Below are 18,179 nucleotides of genomic sequence, written 5' to 3' on the forward strand. Positions count from 1 at the left end.
GAAGTAACTAAAGAACTCGCAATGATACTTAAAAATCTTTTAATTTTGCTTGGAAATATTATAACTTTTGAAATAACTCTTAGCAACCAATTAAAATTAAAAAATGAATCTGCTCAAATTTGAAAAACCAACCCGCTACATAAACAGCGAAATTAATGCCATAAAAAAACAAGGCAAAAATTTTATAAGATTTGCTCTTTGTTTTCCAGATATCTATGAAATTGGAATGTCCCATCTTGGCTTAAAAATTCTTTATCACATTTTAAACAAAATGCCCGATGTATATGCTGAAAGGGTTTTTTATCCGTGGGTTGATATGGCTGAATACATGAAAAATAACAAGATACCGCTCGCATCCCTTGAGACAAAAACTCCACTTAAAGAATTTGACATTATTGGTTTTAGTCTTCAGTATGAGCTTTCTTATCCAACTGTCTTAAATATGCTTGATCTATCTCAAATTCCTTTAAGATGGACAGAAAGACTAAGTAAAGAATATCCCTTAGTTGTTGCAGGTGGACCTTGTGCATTGAATCCTTTGCCAATGTCTCAATTTATAGATGCTTTTTTAATTGGAGAAGGTGAGGAGGCAGTTGTTGAACTTGTAAATGTTTACAGAGATTGGAAAAAGAATGGAGGAACAAAAGAGGATTTACTGCTTGAAATAAGCAATATTTCAGGTTTTTATGTTCCCTTTGTTGGGAAAAAGCCTGTAAAAAGAAGATTTGTTGAAAATTTAGATAAAGCTGATTTTCCAACTGTCCCACCAATTCCATATGCAAAAATTGTTCATGACAGAGTTTCCATTGAAGTATCAAGGGGATGCCCTTCAGGATGCAGATTTTGTCAGGCAGGCATGATTTATAGACCTTTGAGGATTAGAAATCTAAAAAATGTTTTAGAGCTTGCGGTTAAGTCTATAGAAAATACTGGTTACGAAGAACTTTCTTTACTTTCCTTTAGCATCGGACATTATCCTTATTTGATGGAGCTTGTTGATTCTTTAAACAATACTTTTACCGGACAGGGAATCGCTATATCCCTACCATCAATAAGGGCTGATAAAGTTACAAAAGAGCTTGCGCAGAAGATAAAATTTACAAGAAAAACAGGATTTACAATTGCACCTGAGGCAGCTACCGAAAGATTAAGATGCGTAATTAATAAAAATATAACAAATGAAGATATTGAAAGGGCTTGCTCAATTCTTTTTGAAGAAGGATGGCTCAGCATAAAGCTTTATTTTATGATAGGACTTCCAACAGAGACTGAAGAAGATATTGAAGAAATTGTAAATTTAAGCAGAAGAATTTTAAAACTTGCTAAAAATTATACAAAAAAATTCGTTGACATTAATGTAACTGCGTCTCCTTTTATTCCAAAACCTCATACTCCTTTTCAATGGCTTGGACAAATTGGATTTGAAGAGATGAGGGAAAAGCTTGATTTCATAAAAAATTCATTCCACAAAAGCAAAATTCATTATAAAGGCCATGACCCTCAAATGAGTATTCTTGAAGCAGGACTTTCAAGGGGTGATGAACGAGTTGGTGAAGTTATTTATAGTGCATGGCTTAAGGGAGAGAGTTTTTCGGCATGGACAGAGCATTTTAACTTCAGCAGATGGCTTGATGCAATGAATGAAACAGGCATAGATTTATTTGAATATGCCCAAAAAAATTATCCCATTCACCAATCACCATCCACCAACCACCAGCTTCCATGGGATTTTATTGATGCAGGAGTAAAAAAAGATTTTCTTCAGAAAGAGCTTGAAAAAGCATTAAACCTTCAAAGTACTGAAGAATGCTTACAGAAATGCTCCTTATGTGGTATAGAAAAATGCAATATTCATTCACAAAAAAATGAGCCTGAAACAGCAAGCATCATTCTTTCAGATTCTGTTCTTTCAGAACAAATCACTAATGTGAGATTTTGCCATATAAAAAAAGACTCTTTAAAATATCTTTCCCAGCTTGAACTTGGAAACCTGCTTACAAGAGTTTTGAGAATGGCAAAGATACCATTTGTTTTATCAAAAGGATTTCATCCAAAGCCCGAAATTTCCTTTGGTCCTTCCCTCTCTGTTGGGATAGAATCCGATGCAGAGTATTTTGACTTAAAAATTTACGGAGAGTTTAAAGAAGAATACATTGAAAGAATGAACAGACTTTTGCCTGAAGGCTTGAAGATAAAATCTGCAAAAGTAATTTCCCCCCAGACTCCATCTATCAGTGCCTTTATTAACCGTTACGAATACATAATAAAGTCAGAACATGGATTTGCTCCAATTAATACTGAAAAACTACAAAATAAAGTGATTGAAAGAAAAGAAAAAGCTTATCCTCTTTCAGATTTTGTTGAAAAAATTCAGATTAATCCTGAAGAAGTGTGTATAATAGTTAAAGATGGAGAAATTAAGGCAAGAATTACAGAGATTGTTGAAAATATTTTTGAAATACCCGCAACTGACCTATATATAAAGAGAGTAAGGATTTACAGACAAAACGGAGGAGTATTAGAACCTTGAGCAATGAACTTTTAATTAATGTAAGCAAGCAAGAATGCAGGGTTGCCCTTCTTGAAGGTGGGCAGGTTGTTGAGTTTTATACCGAAAGAAAGGGAGACTCAAGCTATGTAGGCAATATATACAAAGGCAGAGTTGTAAAAGTATTAAAAGGCATGCAGGCATGCTTTATTGACATTGGCTTGGATAAAGCTGCATTTCTTTATGTTGATGATATAAGGGGAGGAATCAAAGAGCTTTATCCCTTTTTGGAAGCAGAGGAAGATACAGAGTTTCTCTCAAGACTTGATGTCAAAGATGCATCCATTGAGGAGCTTGTTCAAGAAGGACAGGAGATTCTTGTTCAAGTTGCAAAAGACCCTATCGGAACAAAAGGTGCAAGAGTAACATCAAGGATAACCTTGCCGGGTAGATATGTCGTGCTGATGCCTGGCATGGAACACATTGGAATTTCAAGAAAAATAGAGGATGAGGATAAAAGAAAAGAGCTTAAGGAGATAGCTACAAGAATTAAACCCTCTGGTTTTGGACTAATTATGAGAACAGTAAGCGAAGATGCCACAGAAGAGGAAATTCAAAAAGATATAGATTTTCTCCTTTTGCTTTGGGACAATATCCAGAAAAAGAAAGACAAAGCCCATGCCCCTTCTTTAATTCATAGCGAATTTGACCTTGTATTGAGAAGTCTGCGGGATTTTATGACCCAGAATGTAGACAGATTGATTATTGACAGTTACGAGGAATGGAAAAGACTTAAAGAATTTGCAGAAATTTATTTCCCTCGCCTTACTGAAAAAATAGAACTTTACGAAGGAGACGAGCCATTATTTGATGCCTTTGGAATAGAAGTTGATCTTGACAGAGCTTTAAGAAGAAAAGTGTGGTTGAAATCTGGTGGTTACATAGTAATTGACCAGACAGAGGCAATGAATGTAATTGATGTAAATACAGGAAAATTCGTTGGTAAAGAAAATCTTGAAGATACCATTCTTCGTACAAATCTTGAGGCAGTCAAAGAAATAGCCTATCAAATAAGATTAAGAAATCTTGGTGGAATAATCTTGATAGATTTTATTGATATGGAAAAGGAAGAGAACAAACAGAAGGTCATAAATGCCCTCTCTGAGGCAACAAAAAAGGACAGGGCAAAGACAACGATATACAATATTACTGAACTTGGAATAGTTCAGATGACAAGAAAAAGAACAAGAGAGAGTCTTGAAGAAATATTGTGCGACAGCTGTCCGTATTGTGAAGGAAAGGGAAGAATTAAAAGCATAAGGTCTGTAGCTTATGAGATTTTAAGAAAGCTCAGATATCTTACTGTGCCTGAAGGAACTGAAATCACTGTTTTAACCAATCCTCAAGTAGCAGACCTGCTCACTGATGAGGAGAGGGACTCTCTGGAAGAGCTTGAAAATAGCAAAAAAATCAGAATTACCATTAAAAAAGACTCAAATCTCCATCAGGAAAACTACCACATTCATCAAAACATCCCAACCTAAGAAAAATGAACTTTGTAGAATGTAATAAATGCGGAAAATGTAAAAATATTTGTCCAAGTTACTCCATTTTTCTTAATGAAGCCTTTTCTCCACGAGGAAGGGCTCAACTCATAAGCTATTTCAAAGAAAATAAAATCAAAGAAAGCACAAATTTAAGGGAAAGAGTTTTCAGTTGCCTTTTGTGCGGAGACTGCTCAAACAACTGCCCCCTTGATGTGAATGTGCCATATCTTGTTTACGAGGCGAGAGAGAGAATGCATAAGGGCTTAAGCGGATTACTTTTTAAATACTTTTCACTTTATCCCAGAGCATTCTTTTCTCTAATAAGAACAGTAAACCAGATTAAACCAATTGTAAATTTATTAAAAAAACAAAAAAAATTGCCTACAAACTTCCTTGAAAAATTTTCTTTTTTTCCTAATAAAAAATTTGACAACGAAGCTTTTAGAATATTCAATAAAGTCAGACCAAAGGGAAGAGTTGCACTTTTTTTAGGATGCACAACAAACTTCCACTTTCCTTTTATTTCAGAAGCCCTCATAAATCTCCTGACATTCGCAGATTTTGAAGTTATCATACCAAAACAATACTGCTGCGGTGCACCGCTTTTATCTGCAGGATTTAAAGAGGACATGATAAAGCTTGCAAGAAAAAACATAGAAATTTACAATTATTTCAATATTGATGGAGTAATCACACCATGTCCTACTTGTGCCCATTTTATTTCTGATGTTTACAAAGATTTCACTGGCGATGAGATAAAAGTTTTAAAACTTGCAGATTTAATCTCTGATATAACTTTTCATCAAACCCTATCCACCAATTATCAGTCACTATCAACGATTTTTCATGTTTCATGCCATTCCAAAAATTATACAAAAGAAACAGAATCAATTCTATCATTACTAAAAGATTTTGGCATCAAGAAAAAAGATGGTTGTTGTGGATTTGCAGGACTATTTTCTTTCTTATTTGAAAAGCAGTCTATGGATATTCTGGGGAAAAAAGTTTTAGAATATCAAAAGGTGGACATAATAATAAGCTCTTGCCCAAATTGTATGATTCAGTTTAATTTTGCTCTTAAAAATAAAAAAATTTTGCATTACGCAGAATTTATAAACAATCTCATAAAAGGAGAAAAAGATGACAGAAAAAGACCCTAATTTAGAGATAGTTTTACCAGATGGTACAGTTTATAAACCGTCTGCCAAGAAATCCCATACAGTAACCGGCTATACACCTGATGGTCAACCCAAAAAAATGAAATTTTCACAAAAAACAGCATGTGAAAGGTGCGGAGAATGCTGTAGAAGAGACACCCCTGTGATACTAAAAGAAGATATGCCGTTGCTTACAAAAGGTATCATTTCAGAAAAGGATATTTATACAATCAGAGAAGACGAAAAAATTCGCTCATCCATTGATGCAGATACTTATTACAGCTCAATGGAGCTCATAAAAATTCGTCCAATTTTCGGTAGTTTTATGTGTCTGTTTTATGACCCCGAGGAAGGATGCACAATATATGAAAATAGACCTACTGTATGTCGTGAATATGAATGCTGGTCACAAAATATTACAATTACAGGACTTGAAGAAAGAAGACTTACGAGAAAAAATCTATTTGGAAGCATAGAGCTTATTAACGATATTATAGATAAGCATGAAAAAAACTGTTCCCTTGCAAGATTTGATGAACTGATAAGCAAATTGAAAAAAGGTAAAGAGGAAAACATAGAAAAAATAGCTGAAATGATACTTTACGACTCTTCCGTGAGGGATTGGCTTAAAGAAAAATTATCAATTAATGAGGATTTAATACCCTTGCTTTTAGGTCGTTCTTTATTTGAATTAGCACCTGTTTATGGTTTAATAATAGAAAAAGAAGGAGAAAACTTTATAATCAAGGTTACACAGGAGGATGAGGAATGAAATTTTTTATTGACACAGCAAATATTGAGGAAATTAAAAAAGCATGGGAAGTTGGAGTTATTGATGGAGTTACTACAAATCCTTCTCTTATCGCAAAGGAAGGCAGAGAACCCATAAGCCTTCTCAAAGAAATATGTGAAATAGTTGATGGTCCTGTTAGTGCTGAAGCTGTATCATTGAAACATGAAGATATGTTCAAAGAAGCACTTGAATTAAGCAAAATTCACCCAAACATAGTGATCAAAATTCCTATGACAGAGGATGGACTTAAGACAGTAAAAAAACTTTCAAAGGAAGGAATTAAAACAAATGTAACACTGGTTTTCTCTCCCACTCAAGCACTTCTTGCAGCAAAAGCAGGTGCAACTTATGTGAGTCCCTTTGTCGGAAGGCTTGATGATATCAGTCATTTTGGAATGGACTTAATAAGAGATATTAAAATCATTTTTGAAAATTACGCCTTTGACACAGAAGTGATTGTAGCAAGCATTCGTAACCCATTGCATGTGCTTGAGACAGCAAGAATAGGAGCAGATATTGCTACTATCCCATATTCTGTAATTAAGCAACTCATAAAACATCCACTTACTGACATAGGCATTGAAAAATTTCTTAAGGATTGGGAAAAGCTTAAAAAATAGGAGGTATCCGATATGAGGTTAAACAGGAAGTATATTTTACCGGGAATATTTCTGATATTGATTGGTATAACCATAGGACTTGTGATTGCATCAAAATTTGATATTCAGCCAAAAGGATTTTCACAAGATTATCAAATTTCAAAAGAATCGCAGGAGTTACTTTCAAAAATAGGAAATGCGATGGCAGAGGTGGTTCAGGCTGTACAACCATCAGTTGTCAACATCTATACAACTAAAAAGATAAAAAGACAGCCCATGCCATTTCCCTTTAATGATCCCTTTTTCAGAAGATTTTTTGGTGACGAGTTTGAAGGACTATTTGACAGACAAAGGGAATTCACACAGACTTCTCTCGGCTCTGGAGTAATAGTTGATGAGTCTGGATACATTCTTACTAATTACCATGTCATAAAAGGCGCTGATGAAATTAAGGTTAAGCTTTATGACAAGAGAGTTTTTGACGGCACAGTAATAGGGTTTGATGCAAAGACTGACATTGCGGTAATAAAAATCAAAGCAGACAAAATAAGAGCCATAAAATGGGGAGATTCTGAAAAACTTAAGGTTGGCGAGACAGTCATTGCTATCGGAAATCCTTATGGACTCAATCTTACTGTTACAAGCGGAATAGTAAGCGCAACAGGCAGGGCAAATGTTGGAATTGCAGACTATGAAGACTTTATCCAAACAGATGCAGCAATTAATCCCGGAAACTCTGGTGGACCACTTGTAAATGTTCGGGGAGAGCTCGTTGGAATTAACACTGCTATCTTTAGCACAACTGGAGGATATCAGGGAATAGGCTTTGCTATTCCGAGCAACATGGCTAAAGTAGTTATGGAAAATATAATAAAGCACAAAAAAGTAATTCGTGGATGGCTCGGAGTCAGTATTCATGATGTTACCTCTGATATCGCTCAAACTCTTGGTATGAGGGAAATAAAAGGAGCAATTGTGACAGATGTTCAGGAAGGAAGCCCTGCTGAAAAATCTGGTCTTAAAATGAAAGATGTAATCATAAGCTTTGACGGAAAAAATGTAGAAGATGCTGCCCATCTTAGAAATCTTGTTGGCAATACACCTCCAGGCAAAACAGTACAGATGGAAATAATAAGAGATGGTAAAAAATATACACTTAGCGTAACTATTGGAGAGCAACCCTCTGAACAGAAAGTTGCTATGGGCGAATCAGTACTTTCAGGAATACAAGTTGAAGAACTTACAGACAAAATAAGAAATCAGCTAAACATTCCCAAGAGAATCAGCGGAGTGGTTGTTTCTTCAATTGACCAAGACTCACCTGCATACGGATTGCTTGGTCGTGGTGATGTAATCATGGAAATCAACAACCAAAAAATAAGGAATGTAAAAGACTTTATGAAAATTGCGAATACAACAAAAGACAGGGCTGTGGTTTGGTTTTACAGAAACGGAGTTGTTTCATATATTGTTTTGAATGTCAAATAATGACTGAAAAAAGGAGTTCAGCATCTGCTGTCTTACTTGAAGCATTTTACTAAAAGTATTTGAAAATTCTCTAAAAACTCTTGCAGGTGCTGACTCCATCTCCTTGTAAAGCTCTTTACACAGATACCAGTTGCATCTAAGAGGTCTGAGATAACGCGGAATTTTACATCCCTTTTCTGTAAGAAGGTAGCATGGTTCTGTTTCTTTAAGATTTCTGTCTGGTATTGGAAATTTTTCTCTTAATGCTAAAATGTAAATCAAATCATCATACTCATATCTGCTATTTTTGTTCAAACAACATATGTGCGTGCAGCATGAACAAACTTTTTTGGAGTAAATATCAAAGAAAGGGTCAACCTGTACAATATATTCTTTTACTTCCTCCGCAAGTAATTTCGTGTCCTGAAATTTATCTGGGAACTCTTTGAAAATAAAGTCTATTTTATCTATCAATCTTTTTAATTCATCAACATTATCCCACAAAAGTATTTCCCCAGAGCGAGGTATCATAAAATTAACCATTGCAGAAATATTATATCCGAAAAATAGCGATAGAAATCCAATAATTGATATAACCATTTGAAAATTTTATTTTTTGCTGTCATTTCGAGCATCCGAAGGATGCGAAGCAATCTCGTCTTTTACCTTTCACCCCTTGCGCCTCACTTTTTACTTCTTACGAATGTTTTGAGATTGCTTCGTCGCTTCGCTCCTCGCAATAACAAGGGAAGGGGTCATTTCGAGGCAGACCAAAGGTCTACCGAAGCAATCTCTTCTTAAAATAAGTTCTGTCGTTCTGTAGCACTGTCGCTCTATGTCACTATGACGACGATATTGCTTCCTCCTCGCTCTGCTCGGACACGCAATGTCGAAGGAAGGGGTCATTGCGAGCCTGCCGACAGGCAGGCGAAGCAATCTCATAAAAAGAAAGTGTAGCCTCAGAAATAAAATATCTCGCAATGTCCATATATCTAACATACGATGACATTAGAGAACAGAACAATTTATTTGACAAATAACCACAAAGATATGTTATTTTTAAAGAACGGGGCTGTAGCTCAGTTGGGAGAGCGCTTGAATGGCATTCAAGAGGTCGGGGGTTCGACTCCCCTCAGCTCCATTCTTGAAAATCAATGACTTGCCTGCCTTAGACATGCTTACTTACCTGCCAAACTATGCAGTAAATATGCAGTTGATTTTTTGTTTATATGGCTGTCAAGGATGTCTACTGCTCTGCTCATGTGTTCAGGTGCAAGGTGTGAATATCTCAAGGTCAGGTTATGGTTTTATGTCCTAAAAGCCTTGATACTGTTGTAAGGTCTACTCCTGCCATTACAAGATGACTTGCAAAGGTGTGCCTTAGATCATGGAGGTGAAAATCCTTAATTCCTGCACATTTGCATGCTTTTGCAAAACTTTTTTTAATGTCTATATATCGGTTTCCTGTATCGGGGTTTACAAAGATATAGTCTGTATCAAGTCTTCTCAGTATATCCTTAACCGCGTTTATACCTGAGACAAGTTCAATGTTTCATTTTTTAATAACTCCGAATCTTCAGTCCCATTTTTACCATTGTTTTGGATTTAAAAAATTTTAATACTGATAACATAATTTCACTTCCTAATTAAGTTTCTTTCTGGTTAAATAATGAAAAGGTATACAAAAGAAATGCCATATCAAAAATATAAAAAATCAAATCGTTTTAAGCAAGAATAACAAAAAAGATATCAATCTCAATTATATATTTCTTTAAAATTCTTTGAAACCCTTAAAAATTGTAGTTATTTGCAAATTAATGGTTAACCATTTTTTCCTATTTCCAAATAAATGATGAAAAAGAGAGACTTCAAGCAGACTTTGTGAATCCTCTCTCAAAAAAGATTGGATGAACCCAAAAGAGTATAAGACATGGCAGAGTTTTTAAAAGGGAAGTCGTGATTGTTCCTTTTCCTTTCCTTTTTCTGAACTAACACAAGTTAAAAGGCGAATAGCTTTAGTTGTTTCAACTTTGGAAGGTAATGACATAATTCTTTGCCAGATAAATATACAAACAAATAAAGCCAGTCATGCAATTTCAATTTTTTATGAGGATTTTGAAAAAAGGAATTTTAAGTTAGCCAAGTAATAAAAGACTTAATCGTATATTTAAAGTTGGTAATCTTAAAGTAGAAGAAATCAATGAAGTTATAATAGTTTTTTCGAGCTTGCACTTCAGAGTTTTCAATGCCTGATTTTTATCTTCTAAATAGCTCTTTTTATACAATATTGACAACTTATTCATTCAATATAAATTTTCATAAGTTTTCATTTTATTCTTAAATTTTGCATTTATTTTTTATTAAAACATTTGATTCATTAATATCTCAACTAATATTTTGATTTTAAAATAATTTTTTGCGATATTGACAATATTAGATTGATTTGTTATAATTAGAACTATAAAACATTTTTAAAATAAAAAAATGGAGGTTTAAAATGAGTATAATGCTTCTTGGAGGAATGGATAGGCTTGTTGAACATTATGAAAATGAAGCGAAAAAGATGGGTGTAAAACTGAAGGTTTATACTAAAGGAGCTAAGAATGTAACTAAAAAGATTGGCAAAGTAGATGCAGTTCTTATATTTACGGATAAGATTGCCCATCCAGTTAAGCATGAAGTTGTAAGTTATGCAAAAACAAAAGGAATTCCATGTTTTATGGCACATAGTTGTGGCTTATGCACATTAAGAAAATGTCTTGAGCAACTCAAAAAATTATATGAAAAAGGAGGTTTGGCATGAGAGTTTTCTTTCTTGTTCTATCTTTATTAATTCTTCTAATTCCATTTCATTTAAATGCAGCAGACATTACAGAGAAGTTTTCAATTTCAGGAACAGCAACAACAGTTTATCAGTGGCTCAATATGAGCAAGGGTTACTTGGATGATGAGACAAAAAAGAAAAGACAAGACCGTGGCTCTGCAGTTATTGATTTTAATGTATCTTTGAGACCAACTGAAAATGATGAATTTTTCTTAAGAGCGAGCTTTGCTAAGGGAAGTGGTTTTAAGGATTCAAGCTATCCTTTCACTTTATCCTCAAATGCAGATGATGTTTTCATTGACCTAAAAAACATTAATGGTCGCTCAAGGGACCATCTTCTGGAGCTTTGGTACTCCCATAAGTTTGAACTTGCAAAGGAGACATCCCTTAAATTTACAGCTGGAATAATTGGCTCAACATCCTTTATTGATGACAATGCCTTTGCAAATGATGAAATTGGGCAGTTTATGAATGAGGCATTGGTTAACAATCCCCTTGCAAATCTTCCAAATTATGACTATGGAGTTGCAGGAGAGTTTGAAATAAATGGATTTCATTTTAGGGTTGTTGGAATGCGTTCAAAGAATGAGGCTGAGAGAAACTACAACTGGATAGGTGCACAGGTTGGATACAAGCTTGAGACATCTTTGGGCGAGGGTAACTACAGGCTTTATGCATACACAACAAACAAGAGATTTTTAGACTGGGATGAAGAAAACTATAAGGCACTGAAAGGCATAGGAGTATCCTTTGACCAAGAGCTTGTGAAGGAGACACTTGGAGCATTTCTAAGGGCAGGCTGGCAGGATGACTCTGCGCAAGTTGATTACAACAGAATGGTCTCATTTGGATTGAATCTTAAGGGAAGTGTTTGGGGAAGGAAGGACGATGAAGTAGGAGTAGGATATGCATATTTAAAGTCTCCTTCAAAGGCTGATTTAAGCTCAAGCCAAGTATTTGAAGGATATGTAAAGTTTAATCTATTCAGCTACAAATTCTTAAGCTCTGACCTTACCCTTGATTATCAGTATGTGCAGGACAAAGAAAGGGAAAATGGAAAGAAAGCAGCAAATATCTATGGAGTTAGATTTAATATTCACTTTTAAGGAGGAGCGTAGGATGATACCCCTTGCACTATTAGGTTGTAATGAGAGAGGCATAATAATTGATGTTATAAGTAAAGGAAAGGGTATTTTTTCTCATCTCACAGCATTAGGCTTTCATCCCGGAAAGGTTGTTGAAGTAATTGATAATCAGAGAGGTGGTCCTATTCTTATAAAAATTGATAACTCAAGAATAGCAATTGGCAGAGGCATGGCAATGAAAATAATGGTTAGGAGGACTGAATGAAACTCAGCGAACTTAAAGTTGGACAGAAAGCAAAAATCAAATCAAATAATTCTTCTGGAATTATAAAGAGGAGACTTATGGATATGGGAGTTGTGCCCGGTGAAATTTTAAAGGTTGAAAAAGTAGCACCATTAGGAGATCCAATTGATATTGTCATTAAAAATTATCATCTTTCCCTAAGAAAATCAGAGGCAGAAAACATTGAAGTGGAGGTGATAGAATGAGAGAGATAACTGTTGCTGTTGCAGGAAATCCGAACTCAGGCAAGTCAACCCTCATTAATGCAATTGCAGGAACAAGTCTTCAAGTTGGAAATTGGCCCGGAGTCACTGTTGAAAAGAAAACAGCTAAATTTGGATTTGAGGACATTTCCATTAATCTCTTTGATTTACCGGGAACGTATAGCTTAAGTCCATACACACAGGAAGAGGTTATTGCAAGGGATTTCTTAGTTAAGGAGAAGCCTGACTTAATAATAAATGTTGTTGATGCAACAAATCTTGAAAGAAACCTTTATCTAACAATACAGATTATGGAGCTTGGAATACCAATTGTTATGGCTTTAAACATTTACGATGAAGCTAAGAAAAAGGGTATAGAAATTGATATTGAAAAACTGGAGAACCTTTTAGGAATAAAAATAGTCCCTACTGTTGCAACAAAGAAAGAGGGAATAAAAGAACTTCTTAATGCTGTAAAAATAGTTTCTCTTTTAAAAGAACAAAGGCAATATCATCAAAAGCAGTTTAACTATGGAGAGGACATTGAAGAGGCTATAAAAATAATTGAAGAACCTTTAAAAATTAAAGACCCCGGAGTTTTAGGCAAATATCCAAGTCGTTGGTTGTGCCTTAAATTGCTTGAAAGGGATGAGGTTGTCTTAAGGGAAATAGGACTAAAGGGAGATGAGAATTTTATTAAGAAAGCTGAGACCCATATTGTAAAGGTTCACGGTGAGGAGCCTGAATCAATGCTTGCTGATATAAGATATGGAATTGCTCATGGAATTGCAAAGGAGGTGATTTCTCAAAAAAATCTAAAAAGAAAAGATTTTACTGAGCAGGTTGACAAGATTGTTCTAAACAGATGGTTGGGAATTCCTATCTTTCTTTTTGCCCTATGGTTTGTTTTTAAGGTCTCCTTTGATTTTTCTAAACCCTTCAGTGATTGGCTTGATGGATTTTTTAATGATTTTCTCATTAAATGGACAGCCCATTTGTTGAGTTCAGGTGGTGCTTCAGATTGGTTTATTTCCCTTTTAACTGAAGGAGTAATAGCTGGAGTTGGCTCTGTTTTAGTATTTGTTCCTCTTATTGCAATGGTAATGTTTGTTCTTACCTTTCTTGAGGGAAGTGGTTATATGGCAAGGGTTGCATTTGTTATGGACAAAGTTATGCATACAATAGGACTTCACGGAAAATCTATAATTCCTTTAATCTTAGGATTTGGATGCAATGTTCCATCCATATATGCTACAAGAGTTTTGGAGACTGAAAGGGACAAAAAACTTACAGCCCTTCTTGCTCCTCTTATGTCTTGTGGTGCAAGGCTTCCAGTTTATGTTCTTTTCATAGGCGCATTCTTTGCAAGTCATGGAGCAACAGTGCTTTGGTCTTTGTATGTTTTAGGTATATTTGTTGCGGTTATCTTGGGATTTGTGCTCAAAAAGAGCCTATTCAAAGGTTTTGCACCTGTATTTATAATGGAACTTCCACCGTACCGTATTCCTACTTTTAGGGATATGATGATTCACACATGGCAAAAACTAAAGCATTTCATTATAAAAGCAGGAACATACATACTCGGAGTATCAGTTTTAATGTGGTTTTTACTTAATGTTCCATTCGGAGTAGAGAAAGAAAACTCTGCGTTAGGTAAAATTGGAAAAACATTAAGTCCTGTTTTTGAACCATTGGGATTTGGAAATTGGCAAGCCTCAGCTTCACTTGTCTCTGGTATCATGGCAAAAGAAGTTGTTGTAAGCACAATGGCACAGATTTATATTACTGAAAAAGAAGAAAAGGAGGAAGAAAGCAGTATATCAGATGATTTGAAACAGCAAGTTTTTGCTTTTGGAAAGGCTGTGTTGGAAGGATTTGAAAATCTCTTTGGATTTGAAATTAAAACAATTTCTGCAGAAGAGGAGGAAGAGACAACACCTCTTAAAGAAAGGCTCCAGCAGGTATTTACTCCATTGAGTGCATATGCCTTTTTAGTCTTTGTTCTTCTTTATTGGCCCTGCGTAGTAACCGCAGCAGCAATGAGGCAGGAGTTTGGAACATGGAAGATATATGGACTTGCAATTCTGCTTCACTCAACAGTAGCATGGACTGTTGCATTTATTATTTATCAGGTTGGAGGAATTATGGGATTTTAAACCTCTTCGGAGGCTTAAACCATGAAAACAATCTCATTAAATGATATGTATTTAGGTGAGATTGCAGAGATTGTGAATATCAGTGAAGGCTCAGAACAGATAAAAAGATTAATGGATATGGGATTAAGAGAGGGAAAATTAATTGAACTTGTCCACAGGGATAAGCATGTAACTGGTAAAGTTGTTGTAGTTGTTGACAATATGAAGATTGCTTTTGATGAAAAACTGGCTTCTGAAATAAAGGTCTGTCCAATTAAAAGTTATTATGAAGTGTTTAAAAATGAGGCAATTTTTGATACACTGACAAAATGTCTAAACAGAAGATATTTTGAACGAATCTTGGATTTTGAGATTGAAAAATTTAAAAAATACGGAGTACCACTAAGTTTGGCAATTGCAGACATTGATTATTTCAAAAAAATCAATGACAAATACGGACATAATGTAGGAGATAAAGTTTTAAAGGAGATTGCACAGATTTTTGGGCAAAAATTAAGGAGATCAGATGTTCTTTGTCGTTGGGGAGGAGAGGAGTTTTTAATCTTGTTGAAGGGAACATTTTTAAATGATGCTTACAACATAGCTGAAAGATTGAGAATAGCGGTAGAGCAACATTTTTTTAATCTTTTAAGAGAAAAAATTACAGTAAGCTTTGGCGTGGCAGGATTGCCACCTCCAAAAGACCAGTATGAACTTATTGAACTTGCTGATAAATATCTTTACGATGCTAAAAAAAGTGGAAGAAACAAGGTTGTAATTGGAGGTGATTTATGAAACCAGTTGTTTGTTCAATTGAATTGAAGGAAGTTTTTAATGATTTAGAAGTTAAAAATTGTGATTTTAATACTTTGCATCAATTATGCGAATGCCTCGGCAATGCCGTAGATGCAATAGATCCATTTACTCGGAATCATTCTGAACAAGTAGCAGTGCTAAGTTATATGATAGCCCTTGCTTTGGGATTTAGAACCGAACATGCTGATATTATTCACATTGCTGGACATTTGCATGACATAGGAAAAATTGGAATACCTTATAGCATACTACAGAAACCAGATAAATTGACAGATGAGGAGTGGAAGTGGATTAGAAAACATCCTGAAATAGGAGCAAATATTTTGAGACCAGTGAAATTTTTTAATACTAAAGGTGGTGTAACAGATATGGTCCTTTATCATCATGAAAGATGGGACGGAAAGGGTTATCCAGCAGGATTAAAGGGTAGGGAAATACCAATTGGTGCAAGAATAATAGCTGTGGCAGATGCTTTTTCTGCTATGTTTCAGGATAGACCATGCAGAAAAGCCTATAGTTTTGATAAGGCATTAGAAGAAATAAAGAAAAACTCAGGTTCACAGTTTGACCCTTTAGTCGTTGAAGCTTTTATTGCAATTAAAGATAATGTAAAAACTTGGTTGGGAGCTGTGATATGACAGATTTATTTGAAATTTTCATGGCAGGCTTTATACTTATAGGAGCGGTGTATCTTATATACCGCTCCATGAAAAAAGGTAAAGTTTGTCATGGATGTGGCAATTGCAAACGAAAGGATTAATCAATTATCAAAATATGGCTTTATTTCTTTGACTGAAAAAGAACTTGAAATTGAAAAACAAATATAAAACAAAAAAAGATTTTGTACAATTTTTTAACCCAAATTTTGAAAGTCAGTCCTGAAACCGCACTTAGAGATGTTCATAAAATTGAGCATGACCCATCTTCAGAGACAATAGAAAAAATAATAGAATTTACAAGAAATTTTTCAAGATAAAATCAAAAAGCATATGAGATGGCTATGTTCTTTGAAACTTTAATTTTAACATTGATAGCCTCCACATGAAATTCAGGTTAATAAGGTTTTAAATGTTTGATTGGTTTGAGAAAAACTGGTTCTCAGTATTTTTGCTTTACCAATGCCAATTAATTCTTGCAGGAGGAACAGCAACTGATGACCCAGAATCAGATAAAGTTTTGTCAGAAGTTAAAGAGGGAGCAGGAAACAATCCTGATATACGTATACTTTTACTTCCTCCTGACAGCGATTTAGAGATAAATGCTCTGCAAACAGCTGCAACTGTATACAAAAAAGAATTGATTTATATTTAGTTTATAGTCTCCATTGTAATTCTACCTCTACACTTATCTCCTGTTTGTCTTTCTTATCTTTTCTTTCAATTTTTACCTCAAGTTCCATCTGCTCAGGAATTGGAATTTCCTCTTCCATATTTTCAAATTTTATTTTTCCAGCTTCAATCTGTTCTGCAAGTGAGCGGAGAAATGAGATAATTTCAGCTTTTGTTTTCTTCTCCTCCATTTCAAACATTACATTTTTCTCTGACATGGCTTAACCTCCTTTATGGAATATATTCAGGTAAATTCTTTGACTCCAAAGCTTGTATTCTGTCATCAAGGTCTGGGTGTGTTGCAAATAAAGCAGCAAATCCACCTTTCTTTCCTCCCTTAATTCCAAATGCTCTTAATTGATCTGGCAAAGGTTCGTCTATAGCTTTTTTCAGTGATTCAAGTGCCTGAATCATAGGTTTTTTCCCAACTAATTGAGCACCTCCGAAATCAGCTCTGTATTCTCTCATACGGGAGAACCAAAGGACAATAATTGAGGTAAGTATTCCGAATAATATCTGGGTAATAATTGTTGTAACAAAATATCCTATTCCATATCCTTCTTCGTTCTTTAATATGTGTCTGTCTACAATGTATCCTGCAACACGAGATATAAATATGACAAATGTGTTAATAACACCCTGAATAAGGGTAAGCGTAATCATATCTCCATTCTTTATATGTGCTATTTCGTGTGCAAGTACAGCTCTTATCTGTTCTGGATTCATTCTTCTTAACAAACCAGTTGATACAGCTACTAAGGCATTGTTTCTTCTCATTCCAGTTGCAAAGGCATTCATATCATCAGACTGATAAATGGCAACCTCAGGCATACCAATTCCACTTTTTTGCGCTAACTCAGAGACTGTTCTTACAAGCCATCTTTCAACATCATTTGAAGGTGTCTTAATCACTTGAGCACCAGTAAGCATTTTCGCAAATGTTTTTGATAGAGCAAGATTAATAAAAGCACCACCCATTCCAAAAACTGCTGCAAAAATTAGCAATGATTGATAATTCAAGCCTACAGAAGTAAGATATGGCTCTACATTTAGAATCCTTAAAACTAAGGATAGTACAAATAAAACAGCAATATTTGTTGCCAGAAACAATAGTATTCTCTTCATTTTTCACCTCACTAATTTAATATTAAGATTTAAGATTATCATGATTTGAAAGCTTGATCTATAAAAATTTTATCATGCAAGTTTATTTTTTGACAATAAAGTTTAATATTTTTCCCAAAATACAGATAGAAATCAATAATTGCTATAACCATTTGAAAATTAAGTAATTTTTGCAGTCATCTGAGCATCACCTTTATTTTTTGTTGTTGCGAGCATCCGAAGGATGCGAAGCAATCTATTCTCTAAATCTATGGAGAAAAACGAGATTGATTAGGGGACTTTGTGCTCTCGCATCTTGGAAATTACGGAAAGCAGGGAGAAAGATTATT

At 34.8% G+C, this 18,179-nt stretch carries 19 protein-coding genes, 1 tRNA gene and 1 pseudogene; 17 read left to right on the forward strand and 4 right to left on the reverse strand.

The window, feature by feature from the left end; translation table 11 throughout:
• Positions 1–103 precede the first annotated feature (103 nt).
• From ACYQ3P_RS11090 to ACYQ3P_RS11115, 6 genes are read left to right on the forward strand one after another with little or no spacing between them, the layout of a single operon-like run.
• On the forward strand, positions 104–2,530 hold the full coding sequence (locus ACYQ3P_RS11090; RefSeq protein ID WP_460177931.1) for a TIGR03936 family radical SAM-associated protein: 2,427 nt from the start codon (positions 104–106) through the stop codon (positions 2,528–2,530).
• Positions 2,527–4,032 (forward strand): Rne/Rng family ribonuclease, encoded by a 1,506-nt coding sequence (locus ACYQ3P_RS11095; protein WP_460177932.1) that lies wholly within the window; start codon positions 2,527–2,529, stop codon positions 4,030–4,032. Before ACYQ3P_RS11090 ends, ACYQ3P_RS11095 begins: the two co-directional genes overlap by 4 nt.
• Before the next feature lie 5 nt (positions 4,033–4,037).
• Entirely contained in the window at positions 4,038–5,195 is a 1,158-nt protein-coding gene (locus tag ACYQ3P_RS11100) for a (Fe-S)-binding protein (RefSeq protein ID WP_460177933.1), read from the forward strand.
• Positions 5,176–5,964 carry a YkgJ family cysteine cluster protein gene (locus ACYQ3P_RS11105; RefSeq protein WP_460177934.1) on the forward strand — a complete coding sequence of 263 codons (789 nt, stop codon included), beginning with the start codon at positions 5,176–5,178 and terminating at the stop codon, positions 5,962–5,964. Before ACYQ3P_RS11100 ends, ACYQ3P_RS11105 begins: the two co-directional genes overlap by 20 nt.
• Positions 5,961–6,605 carry a fructose-6-phosphate aldolase gene (gene fsa, locus ACYQ3P_RS11110; RefSeq protein ID WP_460177935.1) on the forward strand — a complete coding sequence of 215 codons (645 nt, stop codon included), beginning with the start codon at positions 5,961–5,963 and terminating at the stop codon, positions 6,603–6,605. Before ACYQ3P_RS11105 ends, fsa begins: the two co-directional genes overlap by 4 nt.
• A 12-nt stretch (positions 6,606–6,617) precedes the next feature.
• On the forward strand, positions 6,618–8,072 hold the full coding sequence (locus ACYQ3P_RS11115) for a DegQ family serine endoprotease (protein WP_460177936.1): 1,455 nt from the start codon (positions 6,618–6,620) through the stop codon (positions 8,070–8,072).
• Here the strand turns inward: ACYQ3P_RS11115 and ACYQ3P_RS11120 are convergent.
• Positions 8,046–8,651 (reverse strand): hypothetical protein, encoded by a 606-nt coding sequence (locus ACYQ3P_RS11120; protein WP_460177937.1) that lies wholly within the window; start codon positions 8,649–8,651, stop codon positions 8,046–8,048. The two genes, ACYQ3P_RS11115 and ACYQ3P_RS11120, sit on opposite strands and share 27 nt — an antisense overlap.
• Positions 8,652–9,119: 468 nt before the next feature.
• On the opposite strand from ACYQ3P_RS11120, the gene ACYQ3P_RS11125 reads away from it, so the two are divergent.
• A tRNA-Ala gene (locus ACYQ3P_RS11125) sits at positions 9,120–9,192 on the forward strand.
• A 153-nt stretch (positions 9,193–9,345) separates the two neighbouring features.
• Here the strand turns inward: ACYQ3P_RS11125 and ACYQ3P_RS11130 are convergent.
• On the reverse strand, positions 9,346–9,600 hold the full coding sequence (locus tag ACYQ3P_RS11130) for a tyrosine-type recombinase/integrase (protein ID WP_460178088.1): 255 nt from the start codon (positions 9,598–9,600) through the stop codon (positions 9,346–9,348).
• Between the two features lie 948 nt (positions 9,601–10,548).
• Here ACYQ3P_RS11130 and ACYQ3P_RS11135 point away from each other — a divergent pair.
• The 10 genes and pseudogenes from ACYQ3P_RS11135 to ACYQ3P_RS11180 form a co-directional block, all read left to right on the forward strand.
• Complete coding sequence (locus ACYQ3P_RS11135) at positions 10,549–10,854, forward strand: DUF2325 domain-containing protein (RefSeq protein ID WP_460177938.1); 306 nt, start codon at positions 10,549–10,551, stop codon at positions 10,852–10,854.
• Complete coding sequence (locus ACYQ3P_RS11140) at positions 10,851–11,981, forward strand: carbohydrate porin (protein WP_460177939.1); 1,131 nt, start codon at positions 10,851–10,853, stop codon at positions 11,979–11,981. Before ACYQ3P_RS11135 ends, ACYQ3P_RS11140 begins: the two co-directional genes overlap by 4 nt.
• Positions 11,982–11,994: 13 nt before the next feature.
• Positions 11,995–12,225: a FeoA family protein gene (locus ACYQ3P_RS11145; protein ID WP_460177940.1), complete on the forward strand. Its 231-nt coding sequence runs from the start codon at positions 11,995–11,997 to the stop codon at positions 12,223–12,225.
• Positions 12,222–12,449: a FeoA family protein gene (locus tag ACYQ3P_RS11150; protein ID WP_460177941.1), complete on the forward strand. Its 228-nt coding sequence runs from the start codon at positions 12,222–12,224 to the stop codon at positions 12,447–12,449. Before ACYQ3P_RS11145 ends, ACYQ3P_RS11150 begins: the two co-directional genes overlap by 4 nt.
• Entirely contained in the window at positions 12,446–14,602 is a 2,157-nt protein-coding gene (feoB, locus tag ACYQ3P_RS11155; protein ID WP_460177942.1) for a ferrous iron transport protein B, read from the forward strand. Before ACYQ3P_RS11150 ends, feoB begins: the two co-directional genes overlap by 4 nt.
• 21 nt (positions 14,603–14,623) lie before the next feature.
• Positions 14,624–15,376 carry a diguanylate cyclase gene (locus tag ACYQ3P_RS11160; RefSeq protein WP_460177943.1) on the forward strand — a complete coding sequence of 251 codons (753 nt, stop codon included), beginning with the start codon at positions 14,624–14,626 and terminating at the stop codon, positions 15,374–15,376.
• Positions 15,373–16,035 carry an HD-GYP domain-containing protein gene (locus ACYQ3P_RS11165; protein ID WP_460177944.1) on the forward strand — a complete coding sequence of 221 codons (663 nt, stop codon included), beginning with the start codon at positions 15,373–15,375 and terminating at the stop codon, positions 16,033–16,035. The genes ACYQ3P_RS11160 and ACYQ3P_RS11165 overlap by 4 nt, the downstream gene beginning before the upstream one ends.
• Positions 16,032–16,157: a hypothetical protein gene (locus tag ACYQ3P_RS11170; protein WP_460177945.1), complete on the forward strand. Its 126-nt coding sequence runs from the start codon at positions 16,032–16,034 to the stop codon at positions 16,155–16,157. Before ACYQ3P_RS11165 ends, ACYQ3P_RS11170 begins: the two co-directional genes overlap by 4 nt.
• A 63-nt stretch (positions 16,158–16,220) precedes the next feature.
• Entirely contained in the window at positions 16,221–16,373 is a 153-nt protein-coding gene (locus ACYQ3P_RS11175; RefSeq protein WP_460178089.1) for an iron dependent repressor, metal binding and dimerization domain protein, read from the forward strand.
• Positions 16,374–16,519: 146 nt separating this feature from the next.
• Positions 16,520–16,681, forward strand: a pseudogene (locus tag ACYQ3P_RS11180) (glycosyl transferase family 1); the annotation flags it as partial.
• Positions 16,682–16,709: 28 nt separating this feature from the next.
• On the opposite strand, the gene ACYQ3P_RS11185 reads toward ACYQ3P_RS11180, so the two are convergent.
• Together ACYQ3P_RS11185 and htpX are read right to left on the reverse strand one after the other, a co-directional pair.
• Positions 16,710–16,943 (reverse strand): amphi-Trp domain-containing protein, encoded by a 234-nt coding sequence (locus ACYQ3P_RS11185; protein ID WP_460177946.1) that lies wholly within the window; start codon positions 16,941–16,943, stop codon positions 16,710–16,712.
• 13 nt (positions 16,944–16,956) lie between these two features.
• Complete coding sequence (gene htpX / locus ACYQ3P_RS11190; RefSeq protein WP_460177947.1) at positions 16,957–17,850, reverse strand: protease HtpX; 894 nt, start codon at positions 17,848–17,850, stop codon at positions 16,957–16,959.
• Between the last annotated feature and the right edge of the window lie 329 nt (positions 17,851–18,179).

The sequence above is a fragment of the Thermodesulfovibrio hydrogeniphilus genome (assembly GCF_054657355.1).

Excerpts from the sequence above, each read along its gene's own strand:
- fsa (WP_460177935.1), top strand. The coding sequence starts at position 5,961 with ATGAAATTTTTTATTGACACAGCAAATATTGAGGAAATTAAAAAAGCA.
- ACYQ3P_RS11165 (WP_460177944.1), top strand. The coding sequence starts at position 15,373 with ATGAAACCAGTTGTTTGTTCAATTGAATTGAAGGAAGTTTTTAATGAT.
- ACYQ3P_RS11170 (WP_460177945.1), top strand. The coding sequence starts at position 16,032 with ATGACAGATTTATTTGAAATTTTCATGGCAGGCTTTATACTTATAGGA.
- ACYQ3P_RS11185 (WP_460177946.1), bottom strand. The coding sequence starts at position 16,943 with ATGTCAGAGAAAAATGTAATGTTTGAAATGGAGGAGAAGAAAACAAAA.
- ACYQ3P_RS11145 (WP_460177940.1), top strand. The coding sequence starts at position 11,995 with ATGATACCCCTTGCACTATTAGGTTGTAATGAGAGAGGCATAATAATT.
- ACYQ3P_RS11160 (WP_460177943.1), top strand. The coding sequence starts at position 14,624 with ATGAAAACAATCTCATTAAATGATATGTATTTAGGTGAGATTGCAGAG.
- htpX (WP_460177947.1), bottom strand. The coding sequence starts at position 17,850 with ATGAAGAGAATACTATTGTTTCTGGCAACAAATATTGCTGTTTTATTT.
- ACYQ3P_RS11150 (WP_460177941.1), top strand. The coding sequence starts at position 12,222 with ATGAAACTCAGCGAACTTAAAGTTGGACAGAAAGCAAAAATCAAATCA.
- ACYQ3P_RS11090 (WP_460177931.1), top strand. The coding sequence starts at position 104 with ATGAATCTGCTCAAATTTGAAAAACCAACCCGCTACATAAACAGCGAA.
- ACYQ3P_RS11135 (WP_460177938.1), top strand. The coding sequence starts at position 10,549 with ATGAGTATAATGCTTCTTGGAGGAATGGATAGGCTTGTTGAACATTAT.
- ACYQ3P_RS11100 (WP_460177933.1), top strand. The coding sequence starts at position 4,038 with ATGAACTTTGTAGAATGTAATAAATGCGGAAAATGTAAAAATATTTGT.
- ACYQ3P_RS11105 (WP_460177934.1), top strand. The coding sequence starts at position 5,176 with ATGACAGAAAAAGACCCTAATTTAGAGATAGTTTTACCAGATGGTACA.
- ACYQ3P_RS11140 (WP_460177939.1), top strand. The coding sequence starts at position 10,851 with ATGAGAGTTTTCTTTCTTGTTCTATCTTTATTAATTCTTCTAATTCCA.
- ACYQ3P_RS11115 (WP_460177936.1), top strand. The coding sequence starts at position 6,618 with ATGAGGTTAAACAGGAAGTATATTTTACCGGGAATATTTCTGATATTG.
- ACYQ3P_RS11120 (WP_460177937.1), bottom strand. The coding sequence starts at position 8,651 with ATGGTTATATCAATTATTGGATTTCTATCGCTATTTTTCGGATATAAT.
- feoB (WP_460177942.1), top strand. The coding sequence starts at position 12,446 with ATGAGAGAGATAACTGTTGCTGTTGCAGGAAATCCGAACTCAGGCAAG.